General features: G+C 69.7%; 22 protein-coding genes and 1 riboswitch. Of the genes, 11 read left to right on the top strand and 11 right to left on the bottom strand.

Annotation, left to right across the window (positions count from 1 at the left end):
• Nucleotides 1-127 precede the first annotated feature (127 nt).
• Nucleotides 128-1,192, bottom strand: coding sequence for an NAD(P)-dependent alcohol dehydrogenase (locus NVS89_RS10000; protein WP_258732539.1), 1,065 nt, complete (start codon nucleotides 1,190-1,192; stop codon nucleotides 128-130).
• Nucleotides 1,193-1,541: 349 nt separating this feature from the next.
• Between NVS89_RS10000 and NVS89_RS10005 the strand changes: the two genes are divergently transcribed.
• Nucleotides 1,542-1,970, top strand: coding sequence for an HIT domain-containing protein (locus NVS89_RS10005; RefSeq protein WP_258732540.1), 429 nt, complete (start codon nucleotides 1,542-1,544; stop codon nucleotides 1,968-1,970).
• A complete protein-coding gene (gene nudC / locus NVS89_RS10010; RefSeq protein WP_258732541.1) occupies nucleotides 1,967-2,923 on the top strand; it encodes an NAD(+) diphosphatase in 957 nt (318 codons plus the stop codon). Before NVS89_RS10005 ends, nudC begins: the two co-directional genes overlap by 4 nt.
• Before the next feature lie 12 nt (nucleotides 2,924-2,935).
• Here nudC and NVS89_RS10015 read toward each other — a convergent pair whose 3' ends face one another.
• On the bottom strand, nucleotides 2,936-4,057 hold the full coding sequence (locus NVS89_RS10015) for a 2'-deoxycytidine 5'-triphosphate deaminase (RefSeq protein ID WP_258732542.1): 1,122 nt from the start codon (nucleotides 4,055-4,057) through the stop codon (nucleotides 2,936-2,938).
• Nucleotides 4,058-4,133: 76 nt separating this feature from the next.
• Nucleotides 4,134-4,213, top strand: a riboswitch (SAM riboswitch).
• Between the two features lie 39 nt (nucleotides 4,214-4,252).
• Here NVS89_RS10015 and NVS89_RS10020 point away from each other — a divergent pair.
• The 6 genes from NVS89_RS10020 (at nucleotide 4,253) to NVS89_RS10045 (ending at nucleotide 9,895) form a co-directional block, all read left to right on the top strand.
• On the top strand, nucleotides 4,253-5,476 hold the full coding sequence (locus NVS89_RS10020) for an O-succinylhomoserine sulfhydrylase (protein WP_258732544.1): 1,224 nt from the start codon (nucleotides 4,253-4,255) through the stop codon (nucleotides 5,474-5,476).
• 135 nt (nucleotides 5,477-5,611) lie between these two features.
• Nucleotides 5,612-6,004 (top strand): Co2+/Mg2+ efflux facilitator ApaG/CorD, encoded by a 393-nt coding sequence (gene apaG, locus NVS89_RS10025; protein ID WP_258732545.1) that lies wholly within the window; start codon nucleotides 5,612-5,614, stop codon nucleotides 6,002-6,004.
• A 142-nt stretch (nucleotides 6,005-6,146) separates the two neighbouring features.
• Nucleotides 6,147-7,598 carry a TrkH family potassium uptake protein gene (locus NVS89_RS10030; RefSeq protein WP_258732546.1) on the top strand — a complete coding sequence of 484 codons (1,452 nt, stop codon included), beginning with the start codon at nucleotides 6,147-6,149 and terminating at the stop codon, nucleotides 7,596-7,598.
• A gap of 118 nt (nucleotides 7,599-7,716) precedes the next feature.
• Nucleotides 7,717-8,883 (top strand): acetylornithine deacetylase, encoded by a 1,167-nt coding sequence (gene argE, locus NVS89_RS10035; RefSeq protein WP_258732548.1) that lies wholly within the window; start codon nucleotides 7,717-7,719, stop codon nucleotides 8,881-8,883.
• Nucleotides 8,884-8,971: 88 nt separating this feature from the next.
• Entirely contained in the window at nucleotides 8,972-9,433 is a 462-nt protein-coding gene (locus tag NVS89_RS10040; protein ID WP_258732549.1) for a MarR family winged helix-turn-helix transcriptional regulator, read from the top strand.
• Nucleotides 9,434-9,460: 27 nt separating this feature from the next.
• Complete coding sequence (locus tag NVS89_RS10045) at nucleotides 9,461-9,895, top strand: DUF1398 domain-containing protein (protein ID WP_258732551.1); 435 nt, start codon at nucleotides 9,461-9,463, stop codon at nucleotides 9,893-9,895.
• Here NVS89_RS10045 and NVS89_RS10050 read toward each other — a convergent pair.
• From NVS89_RS10050 to NVS89_RS10060, 3 genes are all read right to left on the bottom strand, one after another.
• Nucleotides 9,886-10,905, bottom strand: coding sequence for an Hsp33 family molecular chaperone (locus NVS89_RS10050; protein ID WP_258732552.1), 1,020 nt, complete (start codon nucleotides 10,903-10,905; stop codon nucleotides 9,886-9,888). The two genes, NVS89_RS10045 and NVS89_RS10050, sit on opposite strands and share 10 nt — an antisense overlap.
• Nucleotides 10,906-11,189: 284 nt before the next feature.
• On the bottom strand, nucleotides 11,190-12,161 hold the full coding sequence (gene argF / locus NVS89_RS10055) for an ornithine carbamoyltransferase (protein WP_258732553.1): 972 nt from the start codon (nucleotides 12,159-12,161) through the stop codon (nucleotides 11,190-11,192).
• Nucleotides 12,158-13,378: an aspartate aminotransferase family protein gene (locus NVS89_RS10060; RefSeq protein WP_258732554.1), complete on the bottom strand. Its 1,221-nt coding sequence runs from the start codon at nucleotides 13,376-13,378 to the stop codon at nucleotides 12,158-12,160. The genes argF and NVS89_RS10060 overlap by 4 nt, the downstream gene beginning before the upstream one ends.
• Nucleotides 13,379-13,820: 442 nt before the next feature.
• Between NVS89_RS10060 and NVS89_RS10065 the strand changes: the two genes are divergently transcribed.
• Both NVS89_RS10065 and NVS89_RS10070 read left to right on the top strand, forming a co-directional pair.
• Nucleotides 13,821-14,327, top strand: coding sequence for a GcrA family cell cycle regulator (locus NVS89_RS10065; RefSeq protein WP_258732555.1), 507 nt, complete (start codon nucleotides 13,821-13,823; stop codon nucleotides 14,325-14,327).
• Nucleotides 14,328-14,439: 112 nt separating this feature from the next.
• On the top strand, nucleotides 14,440-15,204 hold the full coding sequence (locus tag NVS89_RS10070) for a M48 family metallopeptidase (protein WP_258732556.1): 765 nt from the start codon (nucleotides 14,440-14,442) through the stop codon (nucleotides 15,202-15,204).
• 58 nt (nucleotides 15,205-15,262) lie between these two features.
• Here NVS89_RS10070 and NVS89_RS10075 read toward each other — a convergent pair whose 3' ends face one another.
• From NVS89_RS10075 to NVS89_RS10100, 6 genes are all read right to left on the bottom strand, one after another.
• Entirely contained in the window at nucleotides 15,263-17,488 is a 2,226-nt protein-coding gene (locus tag NVS89_RS10075; protein ID WP_258732558.1) for a transglycosylase domain-containing protein, read from the bottom strand.
• A gap of 643 nt (nucleotides 17,489-18,131) precedes the next feature.
• On the bottom strand, nucleotides 18,132-20,930 hold the full coding sequence (locus NVS89_RS10080; protein ID WP_258732559.1) for a [protein-PII] uridylyltransferase: 2,799 nt from the start codon (nucleotides 20,928-20,930) through the stop codon (nucleotides 18,132-18,134).
• A gap of 258 nt (nucleotides 20,931-21,188) precedes the next feature.
• Entirely contained in the window at nucleotides 21,189-21,773 is a 585-nt protein-coding gene (locus NVS89_RS10085) for a PRC-barrel domain-containing protein (RefSeq protein ID WP_258732560.1), read from the bottom strand.
• A gap of 135 nt (nucleotides 21,774-21,908) precedes the next feature.
• Nucleotides 21,909-22,430 carry a hypothetical protein gene (locus tag NVS89_RS10090; RefSeq protein WP_258732561.1) on the bottom strand — a complete coding sequence of 174 codons (522 nt, stop codon included), beginning with the start codon at nucleotides 22,428-22,430 and terminating at the stop codon, nucleotides 21,909-21,911.
• Nucleotides 22,431-22,862: 432 nt separating this feature from the next.
• Nucleotides 22,863-24,188 (bottom strand): sensor histidine kinase, encoded by a 1,326-nt coding sequence (locus NVS89_RS10095; protein ID WP_258732563.1) that lies wholly within the window; start codon nucleotides 24,186-24,188, stop codon nucleotides 22,863-22,865.
• A gap of 9 nt (nucleotides 24,189-24,197) precedes the next feature.
• The gene (locus tag NVS89_RS10100; protein ID WP_309486533.1) at nucleotides 24,198-25,001 is read right to left on the bottom strand and encodes a response regulator; all 804 of its coding nucleotides are present in this window, start codon (nucleotides 24,999-25,001) and stop codon (nucleotides 24,198-24,200) included.
• A 249-nt stretch (nucleotides 25,002-25,250) separates the two neighbouring features.
• On the opposite strand from NVS89_RS10100, the gene NVS89_RS10105 reads away from it, so the two are divergent.
• A complete protein-coding gene (locus NVS89_RS10105; RefSeq protein WP_258732565.1) occupies nucleotides 25,251-25,436 on the top strand; it encodes a NepR family anti-sigma factor in 186 nt (61 codons plus the stop codon).
• The last annotated feature ends 4 nt before the right edge of the window (nucleotides 25,437-25,440 follow it).

Consider the following 25,440-nt stretch of genomic DNA (forward strand, 5'->3'; position numbering starts at 1 on the left):
GGCGGCGCGCCCCTTCACTAGAACAAAGCCGCATCATCGACAATCGAGGCTTGCGGACAGGGGCCATCGCCGGCGCGCATGCCGGCGATGGCCGTTTTCGGTGTTCGCGCTGGCGGCGGACCTGGCCTCAGGCGGCGGCCGCGGCCTCCTTCAGCGACGCCATGTCGATGACGAAGCGGTACTTCACGTCGTTCTTCAGCATCCGCTCATAGGCGGCGTTGATGTCGGCGATGGCGATCATCTCGATGTCGGCGAGGATGCCGTGCTCGGCGCAGAAGTCGATCATCTCCTGCGTCTCGGCGAGCCCCCCGATGGCCGAGCCGGCGATGCTCTTGCGGCCCATGATGAGGTGGGCGCCCAGCACCGGCTCGAGCGGGGTGAGGGCGCCGACGATCGCCATGGCACCGTCGAGCTTGAGCAGGCCGAGATAGGGGTTCATGTCGTGGCCGACGGGGATCGTGTTGAGCAGGAAGTCGAAGCTCCCCGCCGACTTCGCCATGGCGTCCGCATCGCGCGAGACCAGCACCTCGTCGGCGCCGAGATGGAGCGCGTCGCGGCCCTTCTCCGGCGAGGTGGTGATCATGGTGACGTGGGCGCCGAGCGCCTTGGCGAACTTCACGCCCATATGGCCGAGCCCGCCGAGGCCGATGACGCCGACCTTCTGGCCCTGGCCGACCTTCCAGTGCTTCAGCGGCGAATAGGTGGTGATGCCCGCGCACAGCAGCGGCGCCGCGCCCTTGAGGTCGAGCGTGTCGGGGATCTTCACCACGAAGCGCTGGTCGACGACGATCTGGTCGGAATAGCCGCCGAAGGTGAGCGCCTCGCCGCTGCGCTCGCGCCCGTTATAGGTCGGGGTCGGCATGTTGAGGCAGTACTGCTCGAGGTCGGCGGTGCAGGCGGCGCATTCGCGGCAGGAATCGACGAGGCAGCCCACGCCCGCATAGTCGCCCGCCTTCAGCTTGGTGACCTGAGCGCCGACGCCCACCACCCGCCCGACGATCTCGTGGCCCGGGACCATCGGGTAGAGCGAGTTGGACCAGTCGTTGCGGGCCTGGTGCAGGTCGGAATGGCAGACGCCGCAATACAGGATCTCGATATGGACGTCGTGCGGGCCCGTGTCGCGGCGCTCGAAGCTGAACGGCGCGAGCGGTGACGCGGCATCCTGGGCCGCATAGCCGATGCATTGGAACATGATCGTTTTCCGGTGAACGCGCACCGCCGGATTGCCGTGACGCGGCAGGGCCGCCGTGACGTCATGCGTCGCGACGTGGCCGTGTCAGGGCATGGCATGTGATGCGCGGGAGCCCCCTCCGCCGACCATGCTCGCGTCTCGACATGGCCGCCGTCAACGGGGGCGGGGCTTCCCGGCGGTAAGTTCTCGCCTATGTGAACAGTGGGGCGGGCGGCATGGCTGATGGCCGGCGAAGCGGATGGCGCCGGCGCCCGCCTTCCGGGTATAGGTGGGCGTCGCCCCGTCTCCATCCGTCAGCTCCGCGACCGCCCTTCCTCCTTCCGACCGCCGAATCGAGCCCCGCCCAGCGATGACCGCGCAAACGCCCGCCTTTCTTCTCGATCCGCGCCTCGAGGCCGACAGCTTCCCGGTGACCGATCTTTCCCTGTGCACCGTGCGGCTGATGGACGATGCGCGCTTTCCCTGGCTGATCCTGGTGCCGCGCCGGCCGGAGCTGGTGGAGCTGATCGACCTCGACCCGTCCGATCGGGCGACGCTGAGCGCGGAGATCGACGCGGCGAGCCGGGCGCTGAAGGCGGTCACCGACTGCCACAAGCTGAACGTCGCCGCGCTCGGCAACATGGTGCGCCAGCTCCATGTGCACGTGATCGCCCGCTTCGAGGGCGACCCGGCCTGGCCCGGCCCGGTATGGGGCGTGGGCGAGCGCCGGAGCCATGCGGCGCCGCAGGCGATGATGTTCGGCTCGAAGCTGCGCGCGGCGCTGGGAGCGGCGGCATGACGAGGGACACCGTGCTCGAGCGTTTCGGCCCCTGGCCGCATCTGGGCTATACCGGCGCCAGCCTCGACCGCGCCAGCGAACGGCGCAGCGAGGCGGCGGCGCTGCTGGATGACCCGCGCGCGCTGGCCTGCCTGATCGCCGGCGACACCATCGTGCTGCGGCGGACCGAGGCAGGCTTCAGCGCGCTGTTCCCGCTCACCGAGGCGGCCGGGCTTGGCGGGCGCTCGGCGGAAGCCTGCCTGCTCGGGCTCGACGGGCTGGCGCCGCATTTCGTGCTGCCGCTGCACGCGGCGGCGCTGGCGGCGCTGACCGAGCGCGAGGACCTGCACATGGTCGACCTGCGCAGCATCGCGGTCGAGGGGCTGGTGAGCGCGGAGGAGATCGGCGAGCTCGCCACCGCCAAGGCGATGCTGGCCTGGCACGCGCGGCGCACCTTCTGCTCCAATTGCGGCGGTCGGCTGAACGTCGGCGAGGGCGGATGGCGGCGCGAATGCCCCGAATGCGGGGCGCAGCATTTCCCGCGCACCGACCCGGTGGTGATCATGCTCACCGTGGACGGGGAGCGGTGCCTGCTCGGGCGCTCGCCCCGCTTCGCGCCCGGCATGTGGTCGTGCCTTGCCGGCTTCGTCGAACCGGGCGAGACCTTCGAACAGGCGGCGCGGCGCGAGACCTTGGAGGAGGCGGGCATCCGCACCGGGCAGGCGCGCTACCTCGCCTGCCAGCCCTGGCCGTTCCCGATGTCGGTGATGATCGGCTTCCACCTGCAGGCGGAAAGCACCGACATCACCATCGACCCGGTGGAGCTGGAAGGGGCACGCTGGTTCGCGCGCGAGGAGGCGGCGCTGCTGCTCGCACGTACTCATCCCGACGGGCTGACGGCGCCGCCGCAGATGGCGATCGCCCACCATCTGATCCGCGCCTTCGTCGAGGGCCGCGACCCGCCGGCGGGGTGAGCCGGCGCGCCTTCAGCCTTCGCGCGACCAGCCTCGGAAGTGCTTGGAGAGCTTCAGGCCCTGGGCCTGGTAGTTGGAGCCGAGCGCCTCGCCATAGAGCGTGCGCGGGCGTTCCATCATGCGCTCATAGACGAGGCGGCCGACGATCTGGCCGTCCTCCAGCATGAAGGGCACCTCGCGCGAGCGCACCTCCAGCACCGCGCGCGCTCCGAGCCCGCCGGCGGCGGCGTGGCCGAAGCCGGGGTCGAAGAAGCCGGCATAGTGGACGCGAAACTCGCCCACCAGCGGGTCGAACGGCACCATCTCCGCCGCATGGGTCGGGGGCACGTGCACGGCTTCCTTCGAAGCGAGGATGTAGAACGCGTCCGGGTCGAGGATGAGCTCGCGCCGGCCGCGCGTCATCAGCGGCTCCCAGTAGTCCTCGACCTCGCAGGCGGCGCGCTTGTCGACATCGATGAGGCCGGTGTGGCGCTTGGCGCGGAAGCCGAGCAGGCCGCTGAAGCCGGCGCCGGACAGGTCGACGCTGACCGCGATGCCGCCGCCGGCGACGTCCGGGCTCATGGCGTCGACCAGCCGGTCGGAGGCGTTGAGGGCGGCGAGCTCGGCCTCGTCGAGCCGCGCGTCGCCGCGCCGGAACCGGATCTGCGACAGCCGCGAGCCCTGCCGCACGAGGATCGGGAAGGTGCGCGGGCTGATCTCGAGATAGAGCTTGCCCTGATAGCCGACGGGCACCACGTCGAAGGCGCGGGTGCGGTCGGCGATGACGCGGGTGAAGATGTCGAGCCGGCCGGTCGAGCTCTTCGGGTTGGCCGAGGCGGCGATGTCGGCGGGCAGCGCCAGCGCCTCCTCGAGCTCGACCAGATAGACGCAGCCGGTCTCCAGCACCTCGCCGCCCGACAGGTCGAGCTCGTGCAGCCGCACGCCGTCGAGCCGCTCGGCCACGGTCTCGCGCGGGCCGGGCAGGAAGCTGGCGCGGATGCGCCAGGCGACCGGGCCGAGCCGCAGGTCGAGGCTCGCCGGCTGCACCTGGTCCTCGTCGAAGGGGCGCGCGGAGAGGATGGCGCCGCGCCCGGCCAGCGCCTCGATGGCATGGCCGGGCAGAATGCCCTCGCCGGTCAGACCAAAATCCGTCACGCGTGTACTCCGTCCCGCAGCGTGCGTTCGGTTTACCGGACGCGCCCCTTGACGCCAAGCGGGCGGCGGGAGTAATTGCCGCTGACGTGGTCCTTTGAGCCGGCCGGCTTGCCGCCACGCTAAACAAGGATGCTAAAAGGCCGGGGACGCGCAGCTCTTGCGCGGGCGCCCCGGCATTTATGACCGGAGCCGCCGATGTCCTCCAATGCCAGTTCCTCCACCGACAAGCTCTCGCCCGCCGAGATCGCCGCGCTGCGCCCGGACACCCGCCTCGTGCATGGCGGCATCCTGCGCTCGCCCTTCGGCGAGACCGCGGAAGCGCTCTACCTGACCCAGGGCTACGTCTACGACACCGCCGAGCAGGCGGAGGCCCGCTTCAAGGGCGAGGACCCCGGCTTCATCTACACCCGCTATTCCAACCCGACCGCGGCGATGTTCGAGACCCGCCTCGCGCTGCTGGAGGGGGCCGAGATGGCCCGGGCGACGGCGTCGGGCATGGCGGCGGTGACGGCGGCGCTGCTGTGCCAGCTCAAGGCGGGCGACCATGTGGTGGCGGCGCGGGCGCTGTTCGGCTCCTGCCGCTACGTGATCGAGGAACTGCTGCCGCGCTTCGGCGTCGCCTCGACGCTGGTCGACGGCACCGACCTCGACGCCTGGAAGGCGGCGATCCGGCCCGAGACCAAGGTGCTGTTCCTCGAGAGCCCGACCAATCCGACGCTGGAGCTGGTCGACATCGCCGCGGTGGCGGAGATCTCGAAGGCCGCCGGCGCGTGCCTCGTGGTCGACAACGTGTTCGCCACGCCGATGCTGCAGAGCCCGCTCGCCCTCGGCGCCGACGTGGTGGTCTATTCCGCGACCAAGCACATTGACGGGCAGGGGCGGTGCCTCGCCGGCGTGGTGCTGGGCTCGGAGAAGTTCCTGACCGACCACCTGCAGACCTTCCTGCGCCAGACCGGTCCCTCGGTTTCGCCCTTCAACGCCTGGGTGATGCTCAAGGGCCTCGAGACGCTGCCGCTGCGCATCGAGCGCGCGCAGGCGAGCGCGACGACGCTGGCGGACCGGCTGGCGGCGCAGCCCGGCGTGACCAAGGTGATCTACCCCTACCGCGCCGACCATCCCCAGTACGATCTCGCCAGGCGCCAGATGCGCGGGGGCGGCACGCTGGTGACGTTCGAGGTCGAGGGCGGCAAGGCCGGCGCCTTCCGCTTCCTCAACGCGCTGAAGGTGGCGCGCATCTCCAACAATCTCGGCGACGCCAAGAGCCTCGTCACCCATCCCGCGACCACCACGCACCAGCGCTTCACTCCCGAGGCGCGGGCGCAGATGGGCATCTCCGACGGCATGGTGCGGCTCTCGGTCGGGCTCGAGCATGTCGACGACCTGACCGACGACGCCGTGCGCGCGCTGCAGGCGCTTTGAGGCGAAGGGCGGGCCGGCGGCGCCGGGCGGCGGGACGAAACGTTCTCGTGAGCCCGCCGCACCTTGCCCTTGCCGGCCAAAAGCCCTTGACTGGAGCCGTATCGACCCCGAGCGGCGGGGCGGGAAGGAGACTTCATGTACCGGGCGACGACGAAGGGCGTGCAGGTCACGGTGACGCCGCGCTTCTCGCCCGAGCGCTCGGATCCCGAGCGCGGCCAGTATTTCTGGGCCTATACGGTCGAGATCGTGAACCTCGGCGCCGACACGGTGCAGCTCAAGTCGCGGCACTGGATCATCACCGACGCGCTCGGCCGGGTGCAGGAGGTGCGCGGGGCCGGGGTGGTCGGCGAGGAGCCGGTGCTGCCGCCGGGCGCGCATTTCGAATATACGAGCGGCGTGCCGCTGCCGACCTCCACCGGGATCATGGAGGGCAGCTACAACCTCGTCACCCAGAGCGGGGAGATGTTCGACGCCGAAGTACCGGCCTTCTCGCTCGACCTGCCGGGCGCGGCGCGCACGCTGAACTGACGGCGAAAGCGCGCGGCTGGCGGACCGCTCCACCTCATTCCTCCCGGCGGCTTCCGGCGCCCCGGCGAAGCGGCTATGGTGCGCCGAGTCTCACGCCGGCACGCCGCCGAGCCTCAGTCGCGATACACGGTCCCAGCCCCTCGTGATCGATCTTCGCCCGATCGCCGCCATCCTCGGCGTGCTGCTTACCATCCTCGGCACCACGATGATGATCCCGGCGCTCGTGGACGTCGTCACGGGCGAGGGGGACTACGTCGTCTATGCCGCGGCGGCGGTCATCACCGCCTTCGTCGGCCTCTCGCTCTGGCTCGCCGGGCGCACCAGCGAGGTGGAGAAGCTCGATCTGCGTCAGGCTTTCGTGCTGACGACGGCGAGCTGGGGGCTGCTCTCGGCGTTCGCCGCCATCCCCTTCATGTGGGCGAATACCGCGCTCTCCTTCACCGACGCCTATTTCGAGGCGATGTCGGGCCTGACCACCACCGGCGCGACGGTGATCTCCGGGCTCGACCACCGGCCGGCCGGCATCCTGATCTGGCGCGCCTTCCTGCACTGGTACGGCGGCGTCGGGATCATCGTGCTGGCGATGGCGCTGCTGCCCATGCTGCGGATCGGCGGCATGCAGCTTTTCCGCGCCGAATCCTCCGACAAGTCGGAGAAGGTGCTGCCGCGCGCGGCCCAGCTCGCCAAGGGCATCGTCGGCACCTATGTGCTGCTGACCGTCGCCTGCGCCTTCACCTATGCGATCTGCGGCATGAGCGTGTTCGACGCGGTGGCGCACGCCATGGCGACCATCTCCACCGGCGGCTTCTCCACCCATGACGCCTCGATCGGCTATTTCCACAGCCCGGCGATCGAGTATGCGGCGATCTTCTTCATGCTGTCGGGCTCGCTGCCCTTCGTGCTCTATGTGCGCGTGCTGGCCGGCGATTTCAGCCGGCTGGTCGCCAATACCGAGGTGCGGCTGTTCCTGTCGCTGGTGGTGCTGTTCGCGCTGATCTCCTTCGTCGAGCAGGTGCGCGGCAACATCGCCCATGGCGAGGAGGCGATGCGCCACGCGCTGTTCAACGTGGTGACGCTGATGTCGACCACCGGCTTCGTCGCGGTCGACTACACCAATTGGGGCCCTCCGACCGACGCGCTCTACTTCATCGTCATGTTCCTCGGCGCCTGCACCGGCTCGACCGCGGGCGGCATGAAGAGCTTCCGCATCGCCATCCTCGGCTCGGCGCTGGGCCAGCACCTGCGGCGCATCATCTATCCCAACGGCGTGTTCCCGGTGCGCTACGGCGGCAAGCCGATCGGCGACGACGTGGTGGCCTCGGTGCTCTCCTTCGCGTTCCTCTACCTCGCCACCTTCCTGGTGATCGGCATCGTGGTGAACGCGCTTGGCTTCGACCTGATCACCTCGTTCTCCGCCTCCATCACGGCGCTGGCGAATGTGGGGCCCGGTCTCGGCCCGGTGGTCGGCCCGTCGCAGAACTTCGCCAGCCTGCCCGACCATGTGATCTGGCTGCTGTCCTTCGCGATGCTGCTCGGGCGGCTGGAGCTGTTCACCGTGCTGGTGCTGTTCCTGCCGAGCTTCTGGCGGCGCTGAGCATTGCCCGCCGAGGCGCCAGGGGCGAGGCAAATCCGGCCGGGGACGGCGCCATTGCGGGATTGGGTGCGGCGCCGAAGCAGCCTATGCTGCGGCGTACCATCGACGAGGAAACGCAATGCTGGCCGGACCGACCACGACCGAGGAACTTCTCGCCCATCTGGTCGCCTTCGACACCACCAGCCGCAACTCCAACCTCGACCTGATCGGCTTCGTGCGCGACTATCTTTCCGCCTACGGGGTGGAGAGCGTCACCATCCCCAGCGAGGCCGGCGACAAGGCGAGCCTGTTCGCCACCATCGGTCCCCCGGGCGTGGGCGGGGTGTGCCTGTCCGGCCATTCCGACGTGGTGCCGGTGGACGGCCAGTCCTGGTCGAGCGACCCGTTCACGCTGACGCCCGCCGACGGGCGGCTCTACGGGCGCGGCTCCTGCGACATGAAGGGCTTCCTCGCCGCCTGCCTCGGCGCGGTGCCGGCAATGACGGCGGCGAAGCTCGCGACGCCGATCCACCTGATCGTCTCCTATGACGAGGAGGTGGGCTGCACCGGCGTGGTGCCGGCGGTGCGGAAATTGGGCGTCGACCTGCCCTTGCCCCGCGCGTGCATCGTCGGCGAACCGACCTCGATGCGGGTGGTGGACGCCCACAAGTCCGGCATGGCCTTCGTGACCACGGTGACCGGGCGCGAGGCGCATTCCTCGATGCCGCAGCTCGGGGCCAACGCCATCTTCGCCGCCGCCGAGCTGGTGGGCGAACTCGACCGCTATCGCGCCGAGCTGATCGAGGCCGGTGACCCCTCCGGCCGGTTCGACCCGCCCAGCACCACGGTGCAGGTGACGGTGATCGAGGGCGGCACGGCGGGCAACATCGTGCCGCGCCAGTGCGCGCTGCGCTGGAACGTGCGCGGCCTGCCGGAGTTCGACATCGCCCCTCTGCTGGAGTGCTTCGGGCGCTTCGCTGAGGAGGTGGTGCTGCCCAGGCTGAAGGCCAGCGCGCCGGAAGCCTCGATCGTCACCGTGCCGGTCTACACCGTGCCGCCGCTGGCGCCGCAGACGGGCTCGATGGCCGAGCTGCTGGCGCTGCGCCTCGCCGGGCAGAACCGGACCTACACGGTCTCCTACGGCACCGAGGGCGGGCACTTCCAGGAGCAGGGGATCCCGACCATCGTCTGCGGGCCGGGCTCGATCGACCAGGCGCACAAGCCGGACGAGTTCATCGAGGTGAGCCAGCTGCGCGCCTGCGAACGCTTCCTCGCCGGGCTGATCGCCGAGTGCGGGCGGCCCTGAACCGCCCCGCCGCACAGAACCGCCTCGCGAATATAGTTGACTAGGAAACTTTCTCGATATAGTTTCCTAGTCAACTAGAGGGAGGGGCATGACTTCGGTCTCCACGGTTTCGGACCTCACCACCCATCTCGGCTTCTGGCTGCGCATGGTCTCGAACCACGTCTCGCAGGCCTTCGCGCAGAAGCTGGCGGAGCGGGAGGTGACGGTCGCGGAATGGTGCGTGCTGCGCACCCTCTACGGCCGCGACCCGACGCCGCCCAGTCGCGTCGCGGACGAGATGGGAATGACGCGGGGCGCCATCACCAAGCTCGCCGACCGCCTGATCGCCAAGGCGCTGCTACGGCGCGAGGCGAGCGCGGAGGACGGCCGGGCGCAGACCCTCGCGCTCACCGAGCGCGGCGCGGACCTCGTGCCCGAACTCGCCGCGCTGGCCGACCGCAATGACGAGGCGTTCTTCGCCTGCCTCGCCGAGGAAGAGCGCAGGAGCCTCGAGCGGCTACTGAAACGCCTGGCCGAGCGCGGCGGGATGCGCGGCGTGCCGGTCGCCTGATTGCGCCATCATCCACGGAGCACGTCCATGAACGAACAGCAGCAAGCCGTCGCCCGGGCCTGCCTCGCCGGGGCCGAGGACGGCACACGGAGCTTTCCCGAGATCGTCGGAACGCTGGCGCAGGCCGGCTTCGAGGGCTACGCCGTCGACTTCCGGCGCGCGGTCGCGACCTATTACCTGCCGGACGGGGAGAGCCTCGAACTGCCCGCCCGCGCGGCCGGGGCGCCGGTCGCGGCGCGCTTCGACGGCGCGATGATCGAAGCCGCGATCCGCGAGGCGCAGCAGCAGGCGCCCGGCTACACCTATGGCGGCTTCTGCCGCAAGGCGGTGCAGGCGGGATGCGCGGGCTACGTGGTCTCGTTCTCCGGGCGCCGCGCGCTCTATATCGGGCGGACCGCGGAAACCCATGTCGAGCCGTTCCCGGACCCGCCGGCGGGTGCCGGGCGACCGGCTCAGGCCTGAGGGCCCTCGGCCTCGACGATCTCCTCGGCGCGGAAATCGTAGCTGCGTCCGCAGAACTCGCAGGTGACCGAGACCTTGCCGTCCTCGACGAGGTCGGCGCGCTCCTCGGGCGGGAAGCTCGCCAGCACGTTCATCACCCGCTCGCGCGAGCAGGAACAGCGGGCGACGACGTTCTCGGCGTCGAACACGCGCACGCCGCGCTCGTGGAACAGGCGGAACAGCAGCCGCTCGCTCGACAGCGCGCCGTCGACCAGCTCGACATCCTCCAGCGTGCTGATCAGCGACTGCGTCTCGACCCAGGCGTCGTCCTCCTGCGTCTCGGGGATCTCGGTGCCCTCGGGCGCGTCGCCCGGATGCAGGTCGGCCGTGCGGATGCGCCCGCCCTCGGTGGGCAGGAACTGCACCATCAGCCCGCCGGCGCGCCAGGAGGAGGCGGCGCCGCCCGGGCGTACCTCCTCGGCGACGGCGAGGCGCACGCGGGTGGGGATCTGCTCGGACTGGGTGAAATACTCGTGCGCGGCCGCCTCCAGCCCGCCGCCCTCCAGCGCCACCACGCCCTGGTAGCGGTTGGCCGAGAGGCCCTGGTCGATGGTCATGGCGAGATGGCCGGTGCCCAGCAGGGCGCCGCTGTCGGGGCGGGCGCCTGCGGGGGCCGTTTCCTCGGCCGCGCGCAGGCGCTCGAGGTCGAAGCGGGCATAGGCGCGCACGTCCTGCGGGGCGGTGAAGTCCACCACCAGCAGATCGACCGGCCCGTCGGTGCGGGTCTGCAGGATGAAGCGGCCTTCGATCTTCAGCGTCGAGCCGAGCAGCACGGTGAGCGCGACCGCCTCGCCGAGCAGGCGCTTGACCACCGGCGGGTAGTCGTGATGGGCGAGCACGGCGTCGAGCGTCGTGCCCAGGCGCACGACGCGCCCGCGCACGTCGAGCCCGTCGACGTGGAAGGGGGTGACGCGGTCGTCCACCGCTTCAGCGGCGGGCGCGCGGCTATGGGGATCGGTATGTGATGTCATGGCGGCTCCGTGCGCCCATATAGGCAAGCCCCGGGCCGAATGCGAGGGGGGCGGCGCATATGGGTACCGGCGGGGATTTGCGGCGAGGGCCGTCGCAGGTTCGGGGCCGGGAGTGGCCGGGGAGGTGGGACGCGCGACGCAGACCGAGCGGTGGCGCGGGCGCATCCCTCTGGCCGACCTCTTGGGGCAGGTGAGAAAGGGGTCTCCACTCCCTGCGGGGGGAGGCTTACGCGAGTACAACGGGCGGCGGCCGCGTTCCGCCGCCGCCTGCCTTCCCGCTGCCGCTACGCTGCGGCGCCTTCGAGGCACCAGGCGAGGATGCCCTTCTGCGCGTGCAGGCGGTTCTCGGCCTCGTCGAACACCACAGACTGCGGGCCGTCCATCACCTCGTCGGTGACTTCCTCGCCGCGATGGGCCGGCAGGCAGTGCATGAAGATCGCGTCCGGCGCGGCGCGCTTCATCAGCGCGCCGTTGACCTGGTAGGGGCGCAGCAAATTGTGCCGGCGCTCGTACTCGGCATCGCCCATCGACACCCAGGTGTCGGTGACGACGCAGTCCACGCCCTCCACCGCCGCCTCCGGGTCGGTGCCGAAATTCACCCGCGCGCCGTTCGCGCGCGCCCAGTCGACCAGCGCCGGGCGCGGGGCGAGCTCGGGCGGGGTGGCGACGTTGAGCGCGAAGTCGAAGCGCTGCGCCGCCTGCACCCAGGAGGCCAGCACGTTGTTGGCGTCGCCGGTCCAGGCGACGGTGCGCCCGGTGATCGGCCCGCGATGCTCCTCGAAGGTCATGACGTCGGCCATGATCTGGCAGGGATGGCTGTCGCGCGTCAGGCCGTTGATGACGGGCACGCTGGCGTGGCGGGCGAGCTCCTCGAGCGCGTGGTGATCGAGGATGCGGATCATGATCGCGTCGACATAGCGCGAGAGCACCTTCGCCGTGTCGGCGATGGTCTCGCCGCGGCCGAGCTGCATCTCGGCGCCGGTGAGCATGATGGTCTCGCCGCCGAGCTGGCGCATGGCGACGTCGAAGGAGATGCGGGTGCGGGTCGAGGGCTGGTCGAACACCATCGCCAGCACCTTGCCGGCGAAGGGCTTCTCCGCCGCGACCTCATGGCGCCGGCTCTTCAGGTCGCGCGAGAGCTCGATCAGCCCGCGCAGCTCCTGCGGCGGCAGCAGGTCGAGGTCGAGGAAATGCTTCACGGCGCCATTGGCCGCGCCGTTGGCGGCCGCATTGGTCGGGTGTGCGTTCGTGTTCATGCCGCCGCTCCCTTCACGGCTTGCTTCTCGGCCTCGGGCCTGAGGCCGCTCTCCAGCCTGGTGCAGGCGGCGTCGAGCCGGGTGAAGGCCGCCTCGATCTCCTCCTCGCCGATGGTGAGCGGAGGCAGCAGGCGGACCACGTTCTCGCCCGCGGTCGGCACCAGCATGTGCTCCGCGCGCAGGGCGACGACGAGGTCGGTGTTGGGGACGTGGGTACGCAGGCCGACCAGCAGGCCCTCGCCGCGCACCTCGGCGATCACCGCCGGGTGGCGGTCCTTCAGCTCGGCGAGCTTCTGGCGCAGCCGTGCCGACGTCGTCTGGACCTGCTCCATGAAGCCCTCGGCCAGCACCACGTCGAGCACCGCATTGGCGACGCTCATGGCGAGCGGGTTGCCGCCATAGGTGGAGCCGTGGGTGCCCGCGACCATGCCCTTGGCGGCCTCTTCCTTGGCGAGGCAGGCGCCGACCGGGAAGCCGCCGCCGATGCCCTTCGCCACGGCCATGATGTCCGGCGTGATGCCGGCCCATTCATGGGCGAAGAACTTGCCGGTGCGCCCGACGCCGCACTGCACCTCGTCGAGGATCAGCAGCAGGCCCTTCTCGTCGCACAGCGCGCGCAGCTCGCGCAGGAACGCCCACGAGGCGGTGCGCACGCCGCCCTCGCCCTGAACCGGCTCGATCAGGATGGCGCCGGTCTGCGGCCCGATGACGGCCCGCACCGCCGCGAGGTCGCCGAACGGCACCTGGTCGAAGCCGGGCATGGCGGGGCCGAAGCCTTCCAGATATTTCGGGTTGCCGCCGGCGGCGATGGTCGCGAGGGTGCGCCCGTGGAAGGCACCCTCGAAGGTGATCATGCGGTAGCGCTCGGGCGCGCCATTGGCGTCGTGGTACTTGCGCGCCATCTTGATCGCGCATTCCAGCGCTTCCGCACCCGAATTGGTGAAGAACATGGTGTCGGCGAAGGTGGCCTCGGTCAGGCGCTTCGCCAGACGCTCGCCGCCCTCGATGCGGAACACGTTCGAGATGTGCCAGAGCTTGCCGGCCTGCTCGGTCAGCGCCGCCACCAGATGGGGGTGGGCGTGGCCGAGCACATTCACGGCGATGCCGGCGGTGAAGTCGAGATATCGTTCGCCGTCCTTGGTGAAGAGCCAGGCGCCCTCTCCCCGCTCGAAGACGAGGTCCACACGGTTATAGGTCGGCAGGATGGGATCGATCATCTGTCCCCTCCCTCTCTCTCCACGCGCCCGCGGCCGCCTCGGTAGCGGGTCAGGGGCAGGCCCAAAACGAAACGTGCCGCCCTTGCGGGGGCGGCACCCGATGCGTCGAATTCTATAGAAGAGGCCGCAGGGGTCAACAGCGGCGCGCCCGCGGCCTCGAAGCGCTGCCGAGTCAAGTCCTTGATCCGACTCGGCTCCTCGCCGGAGTGTTGCCGTGCGGACTCTCAATTGGGGAAAACAATCGTTTCGGACGTGAACCTACTGTCCGCGAGTCTACGCATATTGTAGCCTCCTGCCTGTCAGATACGACATCTCGTGCGGCGGCATTTCCTGTGGCGTTAGCGGCGTTCATCCTGGTCGGGGCTCCCCTCGGCCGGAGGGCTGAAGGATTCCGCCCGCGCCCTGGGAAGGCCAAGACCGGGAAGGCGAAGGAGGCACAGCGATGAACTGGACGGATGAGCGCGTCGAGTTGCTCAAGAAACTCTGGTCCGAAGGGCTCTCCGCGAGCCAGATCGCGGCCGAGCTCGGCGGTGTCACCCGCAATGCGGTGATCGGCAAGGTGCACCGCCTCGGGCTCTCCGGCCGCGCCAAGCCGATGAGCGCCCCGGCGCCGCGCCCGCGCAAGCCGCGCCCGGTGACCACCAGCAACGTGTCGAGCCGGCCGGTCGTCCACGGCAACACGGCGCTGGCGACCGCCGCCCGGGTGGCGGTGGAGCCGGAGCCGGAGGAAATGCCGGATCCGGTCGCCAATGTGGTGCCGATGGCCGAGCGCTGCACCATCCTCGACCTGACCGAGTTCACCTGCCGCTGGCCGGTGGGCGACCCCGGCAAGGACGATTTCTTCTATTGCGGCAGCCGCACCAAGATCGGCCTGCCCTATTGCGCCTTCCACGCGCGCATCGCCTACCAGCCGGTGCAGGACCGCAGCCGGCGCCGCGCCGCGCGCTGAGCGCGGGCGAAGCGGGGGCACCGAAGGCCGGGCGCGCGCCTATGGCGCCCGGGCCCGCCGGTCCCCATAATGGCGGCCCGATTCCGGCACGACACGCCCGAGGCCGCCCGCGATGCTGTTCCGCGCCCGAGAGACCGCGCGCCAGAAGGCGCCGGTCCATCCCGAACCGTCCCAGGTCACGCTGCGGCTGACGACCGGCGAGGTCGCCGTCACGCTCAAGCGCAACGCCCGCGCCCGGCGGTACACGCTGCGGGTGCGCGCGGCGACGCGCGACGTAGTGCTGACCATGCCCGAGCGCGGATCGCTGCGCGAGGCGCTGGACTTCGCCCGCCGCCATGTCGGCTGGATCGAGGTGCGGCTCGCCCGGCTGCCGGAGGTGGTGGCGTTCGTCGAGGGCGCGGTGATCCCGGTGCGGGGCGTGCCCCATCGCATCGTCCACCGGCCCGAGGCGCGCGGCACGGTGTGGACCGGGGGCGAAGAGGAGCCGGTGCTGCATGTCGCCGGCAACGTCGCCCATGTGCCGCGCCGGGTCGCCGACTTCCTCAAGCGCGAGGCGCGGCGCGACCTGGTGGAGGCCTCGCACCGCCATGCGCGGGCGCTTGGCGTCTCGATCAGCCGGGTGACGCTGCGCGACACGGCGAGCCGCTGGGGCTCTTGCTCGGCGAACGGGGCGCTGTCCTATTCCTGGCGGCTGATCCTGGCCCCGGCCTTCGTGCTGGACTACCTCGCCGCGCACGAGGTGGCGCACCGGCGCGAGATGAACCACGGCCCGCGCTTCTGGGCGCTGGTCGACCGGCTGTTCCCCGAGCGCCACGCCGCCGAGCGCTGGCTGAAGAAGCACGGCGCCGAGCTGCACCGCTACGGCACGGGGGAATAACCGCGCGGGCTCTGTGTGGGCCGCGCGGATGAAGGCGGGCGGGCGGATGGCCCCCGCCTCAGCCGCGGCCGAACAGCTTGTCCAGCAGCCAGTTGTCGATGGTGGCGGGCTTGTGCCCGTCGGAGGGCTGCGGCTCGCTGGTGACCATGGGCTCGTCGCTCACGTCGCCGGGCGGCAGGTCGCCGGGCTGGTAGGTGCCGGTGCCGGGAAGCTGCACCACCGGCAGGCCCTTGTGGGCGGCCCTCATCACCTCGCTCCAGATCGTCACCGGCAGGCCCGAGCCGCCGGCGCGCTTGGTGGGCGAGGAATCGTCGTTGCCGAGCCAGACTCCAGCCACGAAGCGGCCGGTGTAGCCGACGAACCAGGCGTCGCGGTAGTCCTGGCTGGTGCCGGTCTTGCCGCCGGCCGGCCAGCCCGGCAGGTCGGCGTGGCGCGCGGTGCCGACCAGCAGCGTCTCGCGCATCATCCGGTTCATCATGGCGACATGCGGCGGCGCCATCACCATGCCGCGGCTCGGCTGGTCATAGGAATAGATCACCTTGCCGGAGGCGTCGCGCACGCGCTCGATGACGTGCGGCGTGATGCCGACCCCGCCATTGGCGAAGGGCGCGTAGGCGCCGACGAGCTCCAGCACCGAGACTTCCGAGGTGCCGAGCGCGATCGAGGCGTTGGGCTCCAGCTTCGAGGTGATGCCGAGCCGGTGTGCGGTCTTGATCACCTCGGCCGGCCCGACCTCCATCGCGAGGCGCACCGCCACCGTGTTGAGCGAGAAGGCGAGGGCGGTCTTCAGCTCCACCGGGCCGCGATATTTGTGCGAGTAGTTCTCCGGCTTCCAGCCCTTGATCTGGATCGGCGCATCCTCGCGCACCGTCTCGGGGGTGAGGCCGCGCTCGAGCGCGGTGAGGTAGACGAAGGGCTTGAAGGCCGAGCCCGGCTGGCGCTTGGCGGTGACGGCGCGGTTGAACTGGCTCTCCTCATAGGACTTGCCGCCGACCAGCGCCTTCACCCCGCCATTGGTATCCATCAGCACCACCGCGCCCTGCTCGACACCGTATTTTTTGCCGTCCTTGTCGAGCGTGGTCTTCAGCGCGTCGCTGGCGACCGTCTCCAGCGAGGGGTCGAGCGTGGTCTCGACCACGAGGTCGTGGTCGATCGGGCCGATGGCGGCCTTCAGCCGGTCCATCACCCAGTCGGCGGCGTAGCCGGTCGAATCCGGGCCGCGGCCCTTGGCGAGCGTGGCGGGATGGGCGAGCGCGGTCTTCTCCATCTCCGGGGAGATGAAGTCGGCATCCTCCATCGCCCCCAGCACGATGGCCGCGCGGGCCTGCGCGCCGTCGAGATTGTGGGTCGGGGCGAGGGCGGAGGGCGACTTCACCAGCCCCGCCAGCATCGCCGATTCCGACAGGGTGAGCTGGCGCGCGGACTTGCCGAAATAGCGCTGCGCGGCGGCCTCCACACCATAGGCGCCGGCGCCGAAATAGACGCGGTTCACATAGAGCTCGAGGATCTGGTTCTTGGAGTACTTGGTCTCCAGCCAGATGGAGAGGATGAGCTCCTGGATCTTGCGCGAGATGGTGCGTTCCTGGGTCAGGAACAGGTTCTTGGCGAGCTGCTGGGTCAGCGTCGAGCCGCCCTCGCGCAGCCGCCCGGTGGTGATGTTCACGAACATCGCGCGGGCGAGGCCGAGCGGGTCGAGGCCGAAATGCGAGTAGAAGCGCCGGTCCTCGATGGCGACGAAGGCCTGCGGCAGGTAGGGCGGCAGGGCGCGCAGCGGCACGCTGGCCCCGCCCATCTCGCCGCGCGTGGCGATGGTGGTGCCGTCGACGCCCTTGATGGTGACGGTGGGCGGGCGCTCGGGAATGGCGAGGTTCTGGATCGGGGGAAGCTGGCTCGCCTCGTAGGCGATGAGGCCGGCGAGGCCGATCCCCCCCCAGATGCACAGCACGAAACCCCAGTAGATCAGCCGGCCGAAGCGTCCGCGGCGCGGGCGTCCGCCACGTCCGCCGCCGCCCCCGCCGGAGGGACGCGCGGTGCCACGCCCGCCGCCGCCGGTCGCCGCGCGCGAGCTGCCCTGGCGGTTGCCGGCGGCACGTCCGCTGCCGCCGTTTCCGCTTCCCTTGCCCGCTTTCGCGGCGGCGCCGGTGCGCGAGGCGCCGCGCTCCCGCGCCATGGGGGCGGAATCGAGGGTGGGGCGGTCCTCGGAGGTGAGGCGCAGCTCGGACCGGAAGCCGGGCGTGCTCAACACCGGCTCGCGCCGCTCGCCATTGCCTCGACCTCCGAACATGCCCATTCCCCTTGCCCCCTCCGGTATCAGCGTCCCCGCTTCCGTTGCGGCCGGTAAACGAACCCTAAATCGAGCCGTTTAAGAGGGGCTTAAGGGGCGATTTTGTGGTGGCGGGATGACGCCACCGCGCCGTGTCGGCGGGGCCACGCCCGCACGCGGCGGGCGGAGGCCGAGGGGATCGAGCGGGTATCGGTCTCACGCAGACGCCGTCACCTTGTCGGCGCCGGGCAGGACGCAGCGGTCGCGGTCCTGCTACCCGACCTAGCAGAACGTGTGGCCGATGGCCGCCATCGGTCCGTCGAGGTCGCTCCTGTGCGACACGTATGACGTGGGCGCGTTGCCGGTCGTATGGGTTGGGCTGCTTGTCGCCGTCAAGGCCTGCGGGTCCGGTCCATCTCGTCCAGCTCGCGCTCCATCAAGCGATGCTTTTCACTTCCGACAGGGACCTCCCAGCTCCCGAAAGTATGATGTTCGGACAAATTGCGCCGCAGTCGGGCCCGGAATTTCTTTCCGTCGATGCCCCGTGCCCGGGCCATCTCCGCAGCGTTCGTGTAACAAGCCTTCATCCGTGATCTCTATGCTTCCCGGCAACGCTACTCGCCATCGGTGCCGGCGGGCACGGCGCGGGCGCGCCGCGGCCACCTCAGGCGGCGTTCGCCTCGTCGTCGGCGTCCAGCACGTGGAGCAGGGCGCGGCGGATGGCGGAGTGGCGGGCGGCGCCGAGGATCTTCGCCCCCATCAGGTCGGTGACGTAGAACACGTCCACCGCCCGCTCGCCGAAGGTCGCCACATGCGCCGAGGCGATGTTGAGGTTGAGCCGCGACAGGGTCTGGGTCAGCCCGTAGAGCAGGCCCGGCCGGTCGAGGCCGGAGACCTCGATCACGGTGTGGCGGTTCGACCAGGAATTGTTCAGCGTCACCTCGGGCTCGACGGTGAAGGCGCGGGGGCGGCGGGTGAGCTTCTTCGCCACCACGTCGGGCAGGCGGATTTCGCCTGAGAGCGACTTCTCGATGGCGGCGGCGATGCGGTCGGCGCGGCGCAGCTCGTCCTCGTCGCGCTCGAGCGTGCGGGTGAGGGCGATGGTGTCGAGGGCGCGCCCGTCGGTGGTGGTGCTGATCTGCGCATCGACGATGTGCGCGCCCGCCGCCGCACAGGCGCCGGCGATGACGGCGAGCAGCTTGGGATGGTCGGGCGCGAACACGGTGAGCTCGGTGATGCCGCGCCGCACGTCGGTCTGCGAGGTGGTGGCGAGAGCGCGACCCTCGGCCTCCGCCGCCAGGATGAAGCGGGCATGGGCGACCTGCTGGCCGGGATCGGTCTGCAGCCAGTAGCTGGGATAGTGGCGGGCGACATAGGCGTCGATCGCCTCGGCGTCCCAGTCCTGCTCGGCGGCGCGGAACTCGGCCTGCGCGCGGGCGACGCGCCGGGCGCGGTTGGTCTCCGAGAAGCCGCCGGTGACGACCGGCTCGGTCTCGTAATAGAGCGTGCGCAGCAGCTGGGACTTCCAGTTGTTCCACACGCCGGGCCCGACCGCGGCGATGTCGGCGGTGGTGAGGATCTCCAGCAGCTTCATGCGCTCGAGGTTCTGCACCACGCTCGCGAAGTTCTCGATCGTCTTGCGGTCCGACAGGTCGCGCGACTGGGCGACGCTCGACATGGTGAGGTGCTGCTCGATCAGCCAGGCGACCGTGTCGGTGTCGCTGGAGGAGAGGCCGAAGCGCGGGCACAGCTTGCGCGCCACCCGGGCGCCGGCGATCGAATGGTCCTCCGGCCGGCCCTTGGCGATGTCGTGCAGGAACATCGCGACATAGAGCAACTGGCGGTTCTTGATCTGCTGCACCAGTTCGTTGGCGAGGCCGTATTCGGCCCGGTCGCCGCGCTCGATCTGCGACAGCACGCCGATGGAGCGGATGAGATGCTCGTCCACCGTGTAGGAGTGGTACATGTTGAACTGCATCATCGCGACGATGCGGCCGAACTCGGGCACGAAGCGGCCCAGCACGCCGGCCTCGTTCATGCGCCGCAGCACGATCTCGGGCGCGTTGCGCGAGGTGAGGATCTCGAGGAACAGCCGGTTGGCTTCGGGATGCTCGCGCACCCGCTGGTCGATCAGCTTGAGCGAGCGGGTGGCGAGGCGCATCGCTTCCGGGTGGAAGGCGAGGCCGTGCTTGCCGGCCAGCTGGAAGATGCGGATCAGGTTGACCGGGTCGCGGCCGAAGGCGCTGGAATCGGCGACGTTGATGCGGTCGTGGTCGACGATGAAGTCCGCGCTCTCCTTGAGCTTGCGGTTCGGTGAGCGGCGCAGCCGGGCGATCATGCGGTTGAGCCGCGGCACCGGCTTGTCGTGGCGCTCCTCCAGCGCCGCCGAGACGATGGCGGTGAGGTCGCCCACGTCCTTGGCGACGAGGAAATAGTGCTTCATGAAGCGCTCCACGTCCTTCAGGCCGGGATGCTCCATGTAGCCGAGACGCTCGGCCATCTCACGCTGCAGGTCGAAGGAGAGGCGCTCCTCGGCCTTGCCGGCGAGGAAGTGCAGATGGCAGCGCACCGACCAGAGGAAATCCTCGCAGCGGCGGAAGATCTTCGCCTCTTCTGCGGTGAACACGCCCTTGGCGACGAGCTCGCGCGTCTCGTGCACGCGGTAGACGTATTTCGCGATCCAGAACAGCGTGTGCAGGTCGCGCAGGCCGCCCTTGCCGTCCTTGACGTTGGGCTCGACCACATAGCGCGACTGGCCGGCGCGCCGCAGCCGCTCCTCGCGCTCGGCGAGCTTGGCGGCGACGAACTCGGCGCCGGTGCCCTCCACCACGTCCTTGTCGAAGCGGGTAGTGAGCTCGTTGAACAGCGCCTGCTCGCCGAGCAGCAGCCGCGCCTCCAGCAGCGCGGTGCGGATGGTCATGTCGGCGCGCGCCTGGCGGATGCATTCGTCGACCGAGCGGGTGGCGTGGCCGACCTTCAGCCCCATGTCCCACAGAACATAAAGCATCGCCTCGGCGACGCTTTCGCCCCAGGCGGTCTGCTTGTAGGGCAGCAGGAACAGGATGTCGGTGTCCGAGCCCGGCGCCATCAGTCCGCGCCCGTAGCCGCCCACCGCGACGATCGCCATGCGCTCGGCCGTGGAGGGGTTGTCGGCGGGGTAGAGAAACTTCACCACCAGTTCGTGGACGAGCTGGAGGATCTCGTCCTGCAGGCGCGAGAGCCGCTCGGCGCAGCGCCGGCCGGAGCCGTCCTGCATCAGCCAGCGCTCGGCGGTCTTGTGGCCTTCCTGGTAGGCGACCTTGAGCCGGCGCGCGAGCTGGCCGCGCAGCTCGATCTCGCCGCCGCCCTTGGCCCCGCCCAGCACCTCGCGGGCGAGCGCCGACAACTCGACGCGCATGGCGTCGATGTCGAACAGTTCCTTGAAGGGGGTCTCGGGGCGTTTGCGGCGGCGGATGTCGTTCATGGTGCGGTCCTGATCGGACCACCGCTTTAACCGATCCATCCCGCCACGTCATCGTGCGTTGCCGCGATTGGTGCGCCGCGGCGCGGCGAGCAGGCGAATTGCCTCGAAACCCTTCGCTTAAAACGCGACATGCCCGGCGCGCGGCCGGGCATGTCCGTCCTGACGTCGCATGTGATGCATGACGTCGCTAGGCGGTGACCGCGATCGCGGTCGAACTCACGAGATGCCGGTCGTTCAACTCACGACCCGGCCAACGCCTCAGTTGGTCTTCGAGGCCGACTCGTCCTGCATCTGCTCAAGGGTCTTGAACTCCGGAGCGGCGTTCAGCTCTTCCTTGGTCAGCGCGACGACGATCTTCTGGCCGTTGTCGGTCGGGGTCGGCGTCAGCGAGTCGAAGGACACCGCGACCGGCTTGGCGCCGATGCCGAGGAAGCCACCCACGTCGATCACGGCGGCGACGATGGTGCCGTCGCGCTCCACGACCAGATCGCTGATCGAGCCGAGGTCCTCGTCATTCGAGGTTACGACGTCGGTGCCGATCAGGTCCGAGCCGAGCCACTGGCCGCTCGACTGGGTGCTGACGAACTTCGGCGTGTTCGGCGCGACGGTCTTGGTCGCGTCGGCGCTGCTGTTCGGCATGGCGTTGGTCGAACCCGAAGCGTTGGGCATGGTGGAGTCGGGCATCTCGGCCGCGGGGGCCTGCGGGCTCGACGCCGGGGGCGTGGTCTGGGTGGCGGCCGGCGGCGTGGTGGTGTCGGTACCGGAGGGGCTCTGAGCAAACGCCACGGCGGGCGCGAGCGACAGGGCCGTAATCGCGGTGAGAGTGGCGAGCTTGCTGGTCATTCGTTCTCTCCTGATATGGAAAAGACTGTCTCAGTAAGCCGGTCAGGTGAACCGTACTGCATCAACAACGAAGTACCTAAAGGTTAGTTCCTAGGTATTATTTGCTGACGCTCTGAAGTCTTGTTTCAATATATTTCAGTTGATGAGCGAGGCGTCGGCGACGCACACGGTCATTTCTTCCGTCGCGAGATTCGACTTGGTGACGCCCAGCGACGACAGGCAACCGCGCGGCGTCTCCATGGCCCGCGTCGGACCCGGGGCGCCCGGGATGGAGGAAGCCGGAATCGTCGAGGCGGGAATTGCGGACGGCGTAGCGTCCGCCGGCGTCATGGTGCCCGGCGCGGTGGCCGGGACGACGGGGGGCGCGAATGTCGTGGCGCCCACCGGAATGGCGACCGGCGCCCCTTCGCCCGCCGTGCTGGCGGTCGGGATGCCGATGTCGAGCCGCGGGCCCTTGGCCGCACGGTTGACCATGGAGGCCTGATAGACGGGCTCGTGCGGGCCCATCTCGCCGATGGCAACCACCGGCGGTACCGCGCGCGAGGCGGCCACGGCGCCGAAGGATGCCGCCATCAGCGGCAGCGCCACGACGACGCCGGTCGCGGCGCCGGCCAGATAGACCGATGACCTGAGAACCACATTGACGATGCGAACCATCTGCGTTCTCCCACTTCCCTGGGCGGCGTGGCCGGCCCGCGCCCCGACCGGCTCCGTGCCGATCGTCCGCGCCCGCTCCCCCGTCGCCTCGACCCCGGCGCCCCACGGTGTCTCCCGGCCCGATACCGGAACAGCACCCGCCGCGGCGCCGGCCGCGGCCTCCTCCCCCGAATTCGGAACGCGGAAATCCGATCGCGGGAGCGCACGACGCGCTCCCGGCGGGACCGTCCGACGGGCGAGGATCACTGGCAAAGGCGCGACGGGATCTATTCCCCGTCCGCCGCGTGGTTAACGTTGGTGAAACGCATTGGTTCCCCGGTGCCATCACGAGCGCGTGCGCGGGGCGGGAGCATGCGGCCGCGAGCAGCCGTGCGCAGGACCATCCCCACGAGCGGCTCTTTCCCATGCGTGGGAAGGCCGTGCCTCGCCGCCTCAGCGTCCGGCGAGGAGGTGGGCCTGGGGAACCTTGATCTGGCAGTTGAGCCCGGTCGGGGCGAAGTCGAGCGTGACCTCGCCGTCGAGGGCGCGGGCGAGGTTTCGCTCGATGACGAGCGAGCCGAAGCCGCGCTCGCGTGGGGGCGAGACGGGCGGGCCGCCGCTCTCGCGCCAGGACAGCTCGAAGCCGCCGCCCGCTTCCGGCGGGCACCGGCCCCAGGTGATGTTCACCTTCCCGCTGGGCACCGACAGCGCGCCGTATTTGGCGGCGTTGGTGGAGAGCTCGTGCAGGGCGAGGCCGATATTCTGCGCCGCCTCGGGCTTGAGGAAGATATCCGGCCCGCTCACCTCGACCTGGCTGTTCTCGCGGTCGATCTGATGGCCGAGCTGGGAGCGCACCATGTCGGCCAGCGAGGCGCCGTGCCAGCTTTCCTGCACCAGCAGGTCGTGCGAGCGGGCGAGCGCCTGCAGCCGGGCGCTGAACACCTCGACGAACGCGTCGATCGAGCCGGCATGGCGCGCGGTCTGGCGGGCCATGGCCTGGATCACCGCCAGCAGGTTCTTGGAGCGGTGGGTGAGCTCGCGCATCAGCAGACGCAGATGGCGCTCGTTCTCCTTGCGCTCGGTGACGTTGACCACGGCGCCGGTGAGCCCGACCGTGTTGCCGGAGAGGTCGCGCAGCGGCTCGATATGCAGGTCGTACCAGTATTTCGCGCCGTCCTCCTCGACCTCGGTCTCGCCCTTGCGGGCCTCGGCCGAGAGCAGCGCCTCGCGCTTGAGGATGACGATGGGGTGCGAGCGCGCCTCGCCGAGCAGGTCGGCATCCGTGGCGCCGAGCACCTGATCGACCGGAAAGCCGAACAGCGGGTTCGACACTGATGTGTAGTGCAGGTCCCGGTCCTGGGTGAAGATCGACACGTTCGAGCCGCGCAGCGCCATCTCGTAGCGTTGCAGCGCGGTGGCGAGCTCCAGCATGAGCCGGCGCTGCTCGCGCGCCACATAGTCGGGCGCGGGCAGGTTCACCAGGGCACGGAAATTGTACCACAGCACCGACACGCCGATGAGGTTCAGCGCGGCGAGCCCGACCCTGATCGCGGTCTGCAGGCCGGGGATGGCCCGCTCCGCGTTCAGCATCGCCAGCAGCGACAGCAGGCCGAACGACAGCACCAGCCCGGTCAGTAGATAGCCGAGAAGGGACATGCGTGCGGTCAGGTTGCGCCGCCGGTTGAGCAGCAGCAGCAGACCGCAGGCAATACCCAGGGACGCCACCACGGTGATGAACCGCGCGGTGTCGTCCACGTAGCCGAGAAACGTATCGTTCATTCGACGGGATCAGGCGGTCGCGCGCTGCTCCCGGGGACGTGCCTTGCGATCGAAGAATAGCGCCTGGCTGATGACGGCGGCGACGGTGGAGGGCTGGAACGGCTTCGCGATGAGGAAGGCCGGTTCCGGCCGCACGCCGGTGAGGAAGCGCTCGGGATAGGCGGTGATGAAGATCACCGGCGCATCGACGCTCTCGATCAGCTCGTTGACCGCGTCGAGGCCCGAGGAGCCGTCGGCGAGCTGGATGTCGGCCAGGATCAGGCCCGGAGCCTTGCGGCGGGCGAGGCTGACCGCCTCCGAATGGGTGCGCGCGATGCCGGTGACCCTGTGGCCGAGGCTCTCCACCAGCCCTTCGAGGTCCAGCGCGATGAACGGCTCGTCCTCGATGATGAGCACGTCGGAGGCGATCTCCGCGGCGAGCTCGCGGCCGGCTTCCTCGACGAGGTTGCGCAGCGTGGGCACGTCGATCTCGAGAATGGCGGCCGCCTCTTCCTCGGTGAAGCCTTCGAGCGAGACGAGAAGGAACGCCTGCCGCACGACCGGCGTTATGTGGCCGAGGCGCTGCTCACCCTGGATGGGGAGCGGGCCCTTGTCGACCTCGGCATTGATCGACACCGAGTTCCAGAGCTGCGTCAGCAGGCGATAGAGCCCGACGCGCGGACCGTCGGTCTGATCGAAGGTGCTCGGCTCGGCAATCAGCGTCTCGAGCAGGCTCGTGACATAGGCGTCGCCCGCGGACTGGCTTCCACTGAGTGCGCGAGCGTAACGGCGCAGGAACGGAAGGTGCTGCGCGACGAGTTGGGATGTGCTCACACGTGATCTCCCCGGAATGCGTGACCAAGCCATCATTAACGTGACATCGGCCCTGCGGTTCCATAGTGCGTACTAAATCGTTTCGAAATTTGTTTGGCACCGGGAACTGTCTGTCCTTTTCGTTGTTATCGGTTGGCAGGCAGCGACGGAGCCATCCCTCCACACCAGGCGTTCGGAGGCTCAATGTCGGGAAAAAAGACAATGAATGATGAGCAGTCCGGGGGCGGGACCGCGAGCGCGGACACCCTGATGAACACACATCTGCCGAACTCGCACGATTCGGGCCTCGGCAGCGAAATTCAGGCCAAGATCGGCCAGCATCTGCGCGCCATGTATGACGACGTCGTGCGGCAGGGCGTGCCCGACCGATTCATGGATCTCCTGGCGCAGCTCGATGCGAAGGGTCCGAAAAGCTCGGAATCCGGCGACAAGTGAGGGA

This window comes from Ancylobacter mangrovi (assembly GCF_024752355.1).
Taxonomy (GTDB): Bacteria; Pseudomonadota; Alphaproteobacteria; order Rhizobiales; family Xanthobacteraceae; genus Ancylobacter; species Ancylobacter mangrovi.

Excerpts from the sequence above, each read along its gene's own strand:
- NVS89_RS10000 (WP_258732539.1), bottom strand. The coding sequence starts at position 1,192 with ATGTTCCAATGCATCGGCTATGCGGCCCAGGATGCCGCGTCACCGCTC.
- NVS89_RS10005 (WP_258732540.1), top strand. The coding sequence starts at position 1,542 with ATGACCGCGCAAACGCCCGCCTTTCTTCTCGATCCGCGCCTCGAGGCC.
- nudC (WP_258732541.1), top strand. The coding sequence starts at position 1,967 with ATGACGAGGGACACCGTGCTCGAGCGTTTCGGCCCCTGGCCGCATCTG.
- NVS89_RS10020 (WP_258732544.1), top strand. The coding sequence starts at position 4,253 with ATGTCCTCCAATGCCAGTTCCTCCACCGACAAGCTCTCGCCCGCCGAG.
- apaG (WP_258732545.1), top strand. The coding sequence starts at position 5,612 with ATGTACCGGGCGACGACGAAGGGCGTGCAGGTCACGGTGACGCCGCGC.
- argE (WP_258732548.1), top strand. The coding sequence starts at position 7,717 with ATGCTGGCCGGACCGACCACGACCGAGGAACTTCTCGCCCATCTGGTC.
- NVS89_RS10040 (WP_258732549.1), top strand. The coding sequence starts at position 8,972 with ATGACTTCGGTCTCCACGGTTTCGGACCTCACCACCCATCTCGGCTTC.
- NVS89_RS10045 (WP_258732551.1), top strand. The coding sequence starts at position 9,461 with ATGAACGAACAGCAGCAAGCCGTCGCCCGGGCCTGCCTCGCCGGGGCC.
- NVS89_RS10050 (WP_258732552.1), bottom strand. The coding sequence starts at position 10,905 with ATGACATCACATACCGATCCCCATAGCCGCGCGCCCGCCGCTGAAGCG.
- argF (WP_258732553.1), bottom strand. The coding sequence starts at position 12,161 with ATGAACACGAACGCACACCCGACCAATGCGGCCGCCAACGGCGCGGCC.
- NVS89_RS10060 (WP_258732554.1), bottom strand. The coding sequence starts at position 13,378 with ATGATCGATCCCATCCTGCCGACCTATAACCGTGTGGACCTCGTCTTC.
- NVS89_RS10065 (WP_258732555.1), top strand. The coding sequence starts at position 13,821 with ATGAACTGGACGGATGAGCGCGTCGAGTTGCTCAAGAAACTCTGGTCC.
- NVS89_RS10070 (WP_258732556.1), top strand. The coding sequence starts at position 14,440 with ATGCTGTTCCGCGCCCGAGAGACCGCGCGCCAGAAGGCGCCGGTCCAT.
- NVS89_RS10075 (WP_258732558.1), bottom strand. The coding sequence starts at position 17,488 with ATGTTCGGAGGTCGAGGCAATGGCGAGCGGCGCGAGCCGGTGTTGAGC.
- NVS89_RS10080 (WP_258732559.1), bottom strand. The coding sequence starts at position 20,930 with ATGAACGACATCCGCCGCCGCAAACGCCCCGAGACCCCCTTCAAGGAA.
- NVS89_RS10085 (WP_258732560.1), bottom strand. The coding sequence starts at position 21,773 with ATGACCAGCAAGCTCGCCACTCTCACCGCGATTACGGCCCTGTCGCTC.
- NVS89_RS10090 (WP_258732561.1), bottom strand. The coding sequence starts at position 22,430 with ATGGTTCGCATCGTCAATGTGGTTCTCAGGTCATCGGTCTATCTGGCC.
- NVS89_RS10095 (WP_258732563.1), bottom strand. The coding sequence starts at position 24,188 with ATGAACGATACGTTTCTCGGCTACGTGGACGACACCGCGCGGTTCATC.
- NVS89_RS10105 (WP_258732565.1), top strand. The coding sequence starts at position 25,251 with ATGAACACACATCTGCCGAACTCGCACGATTCGGGCCTCGGCAGCGAA.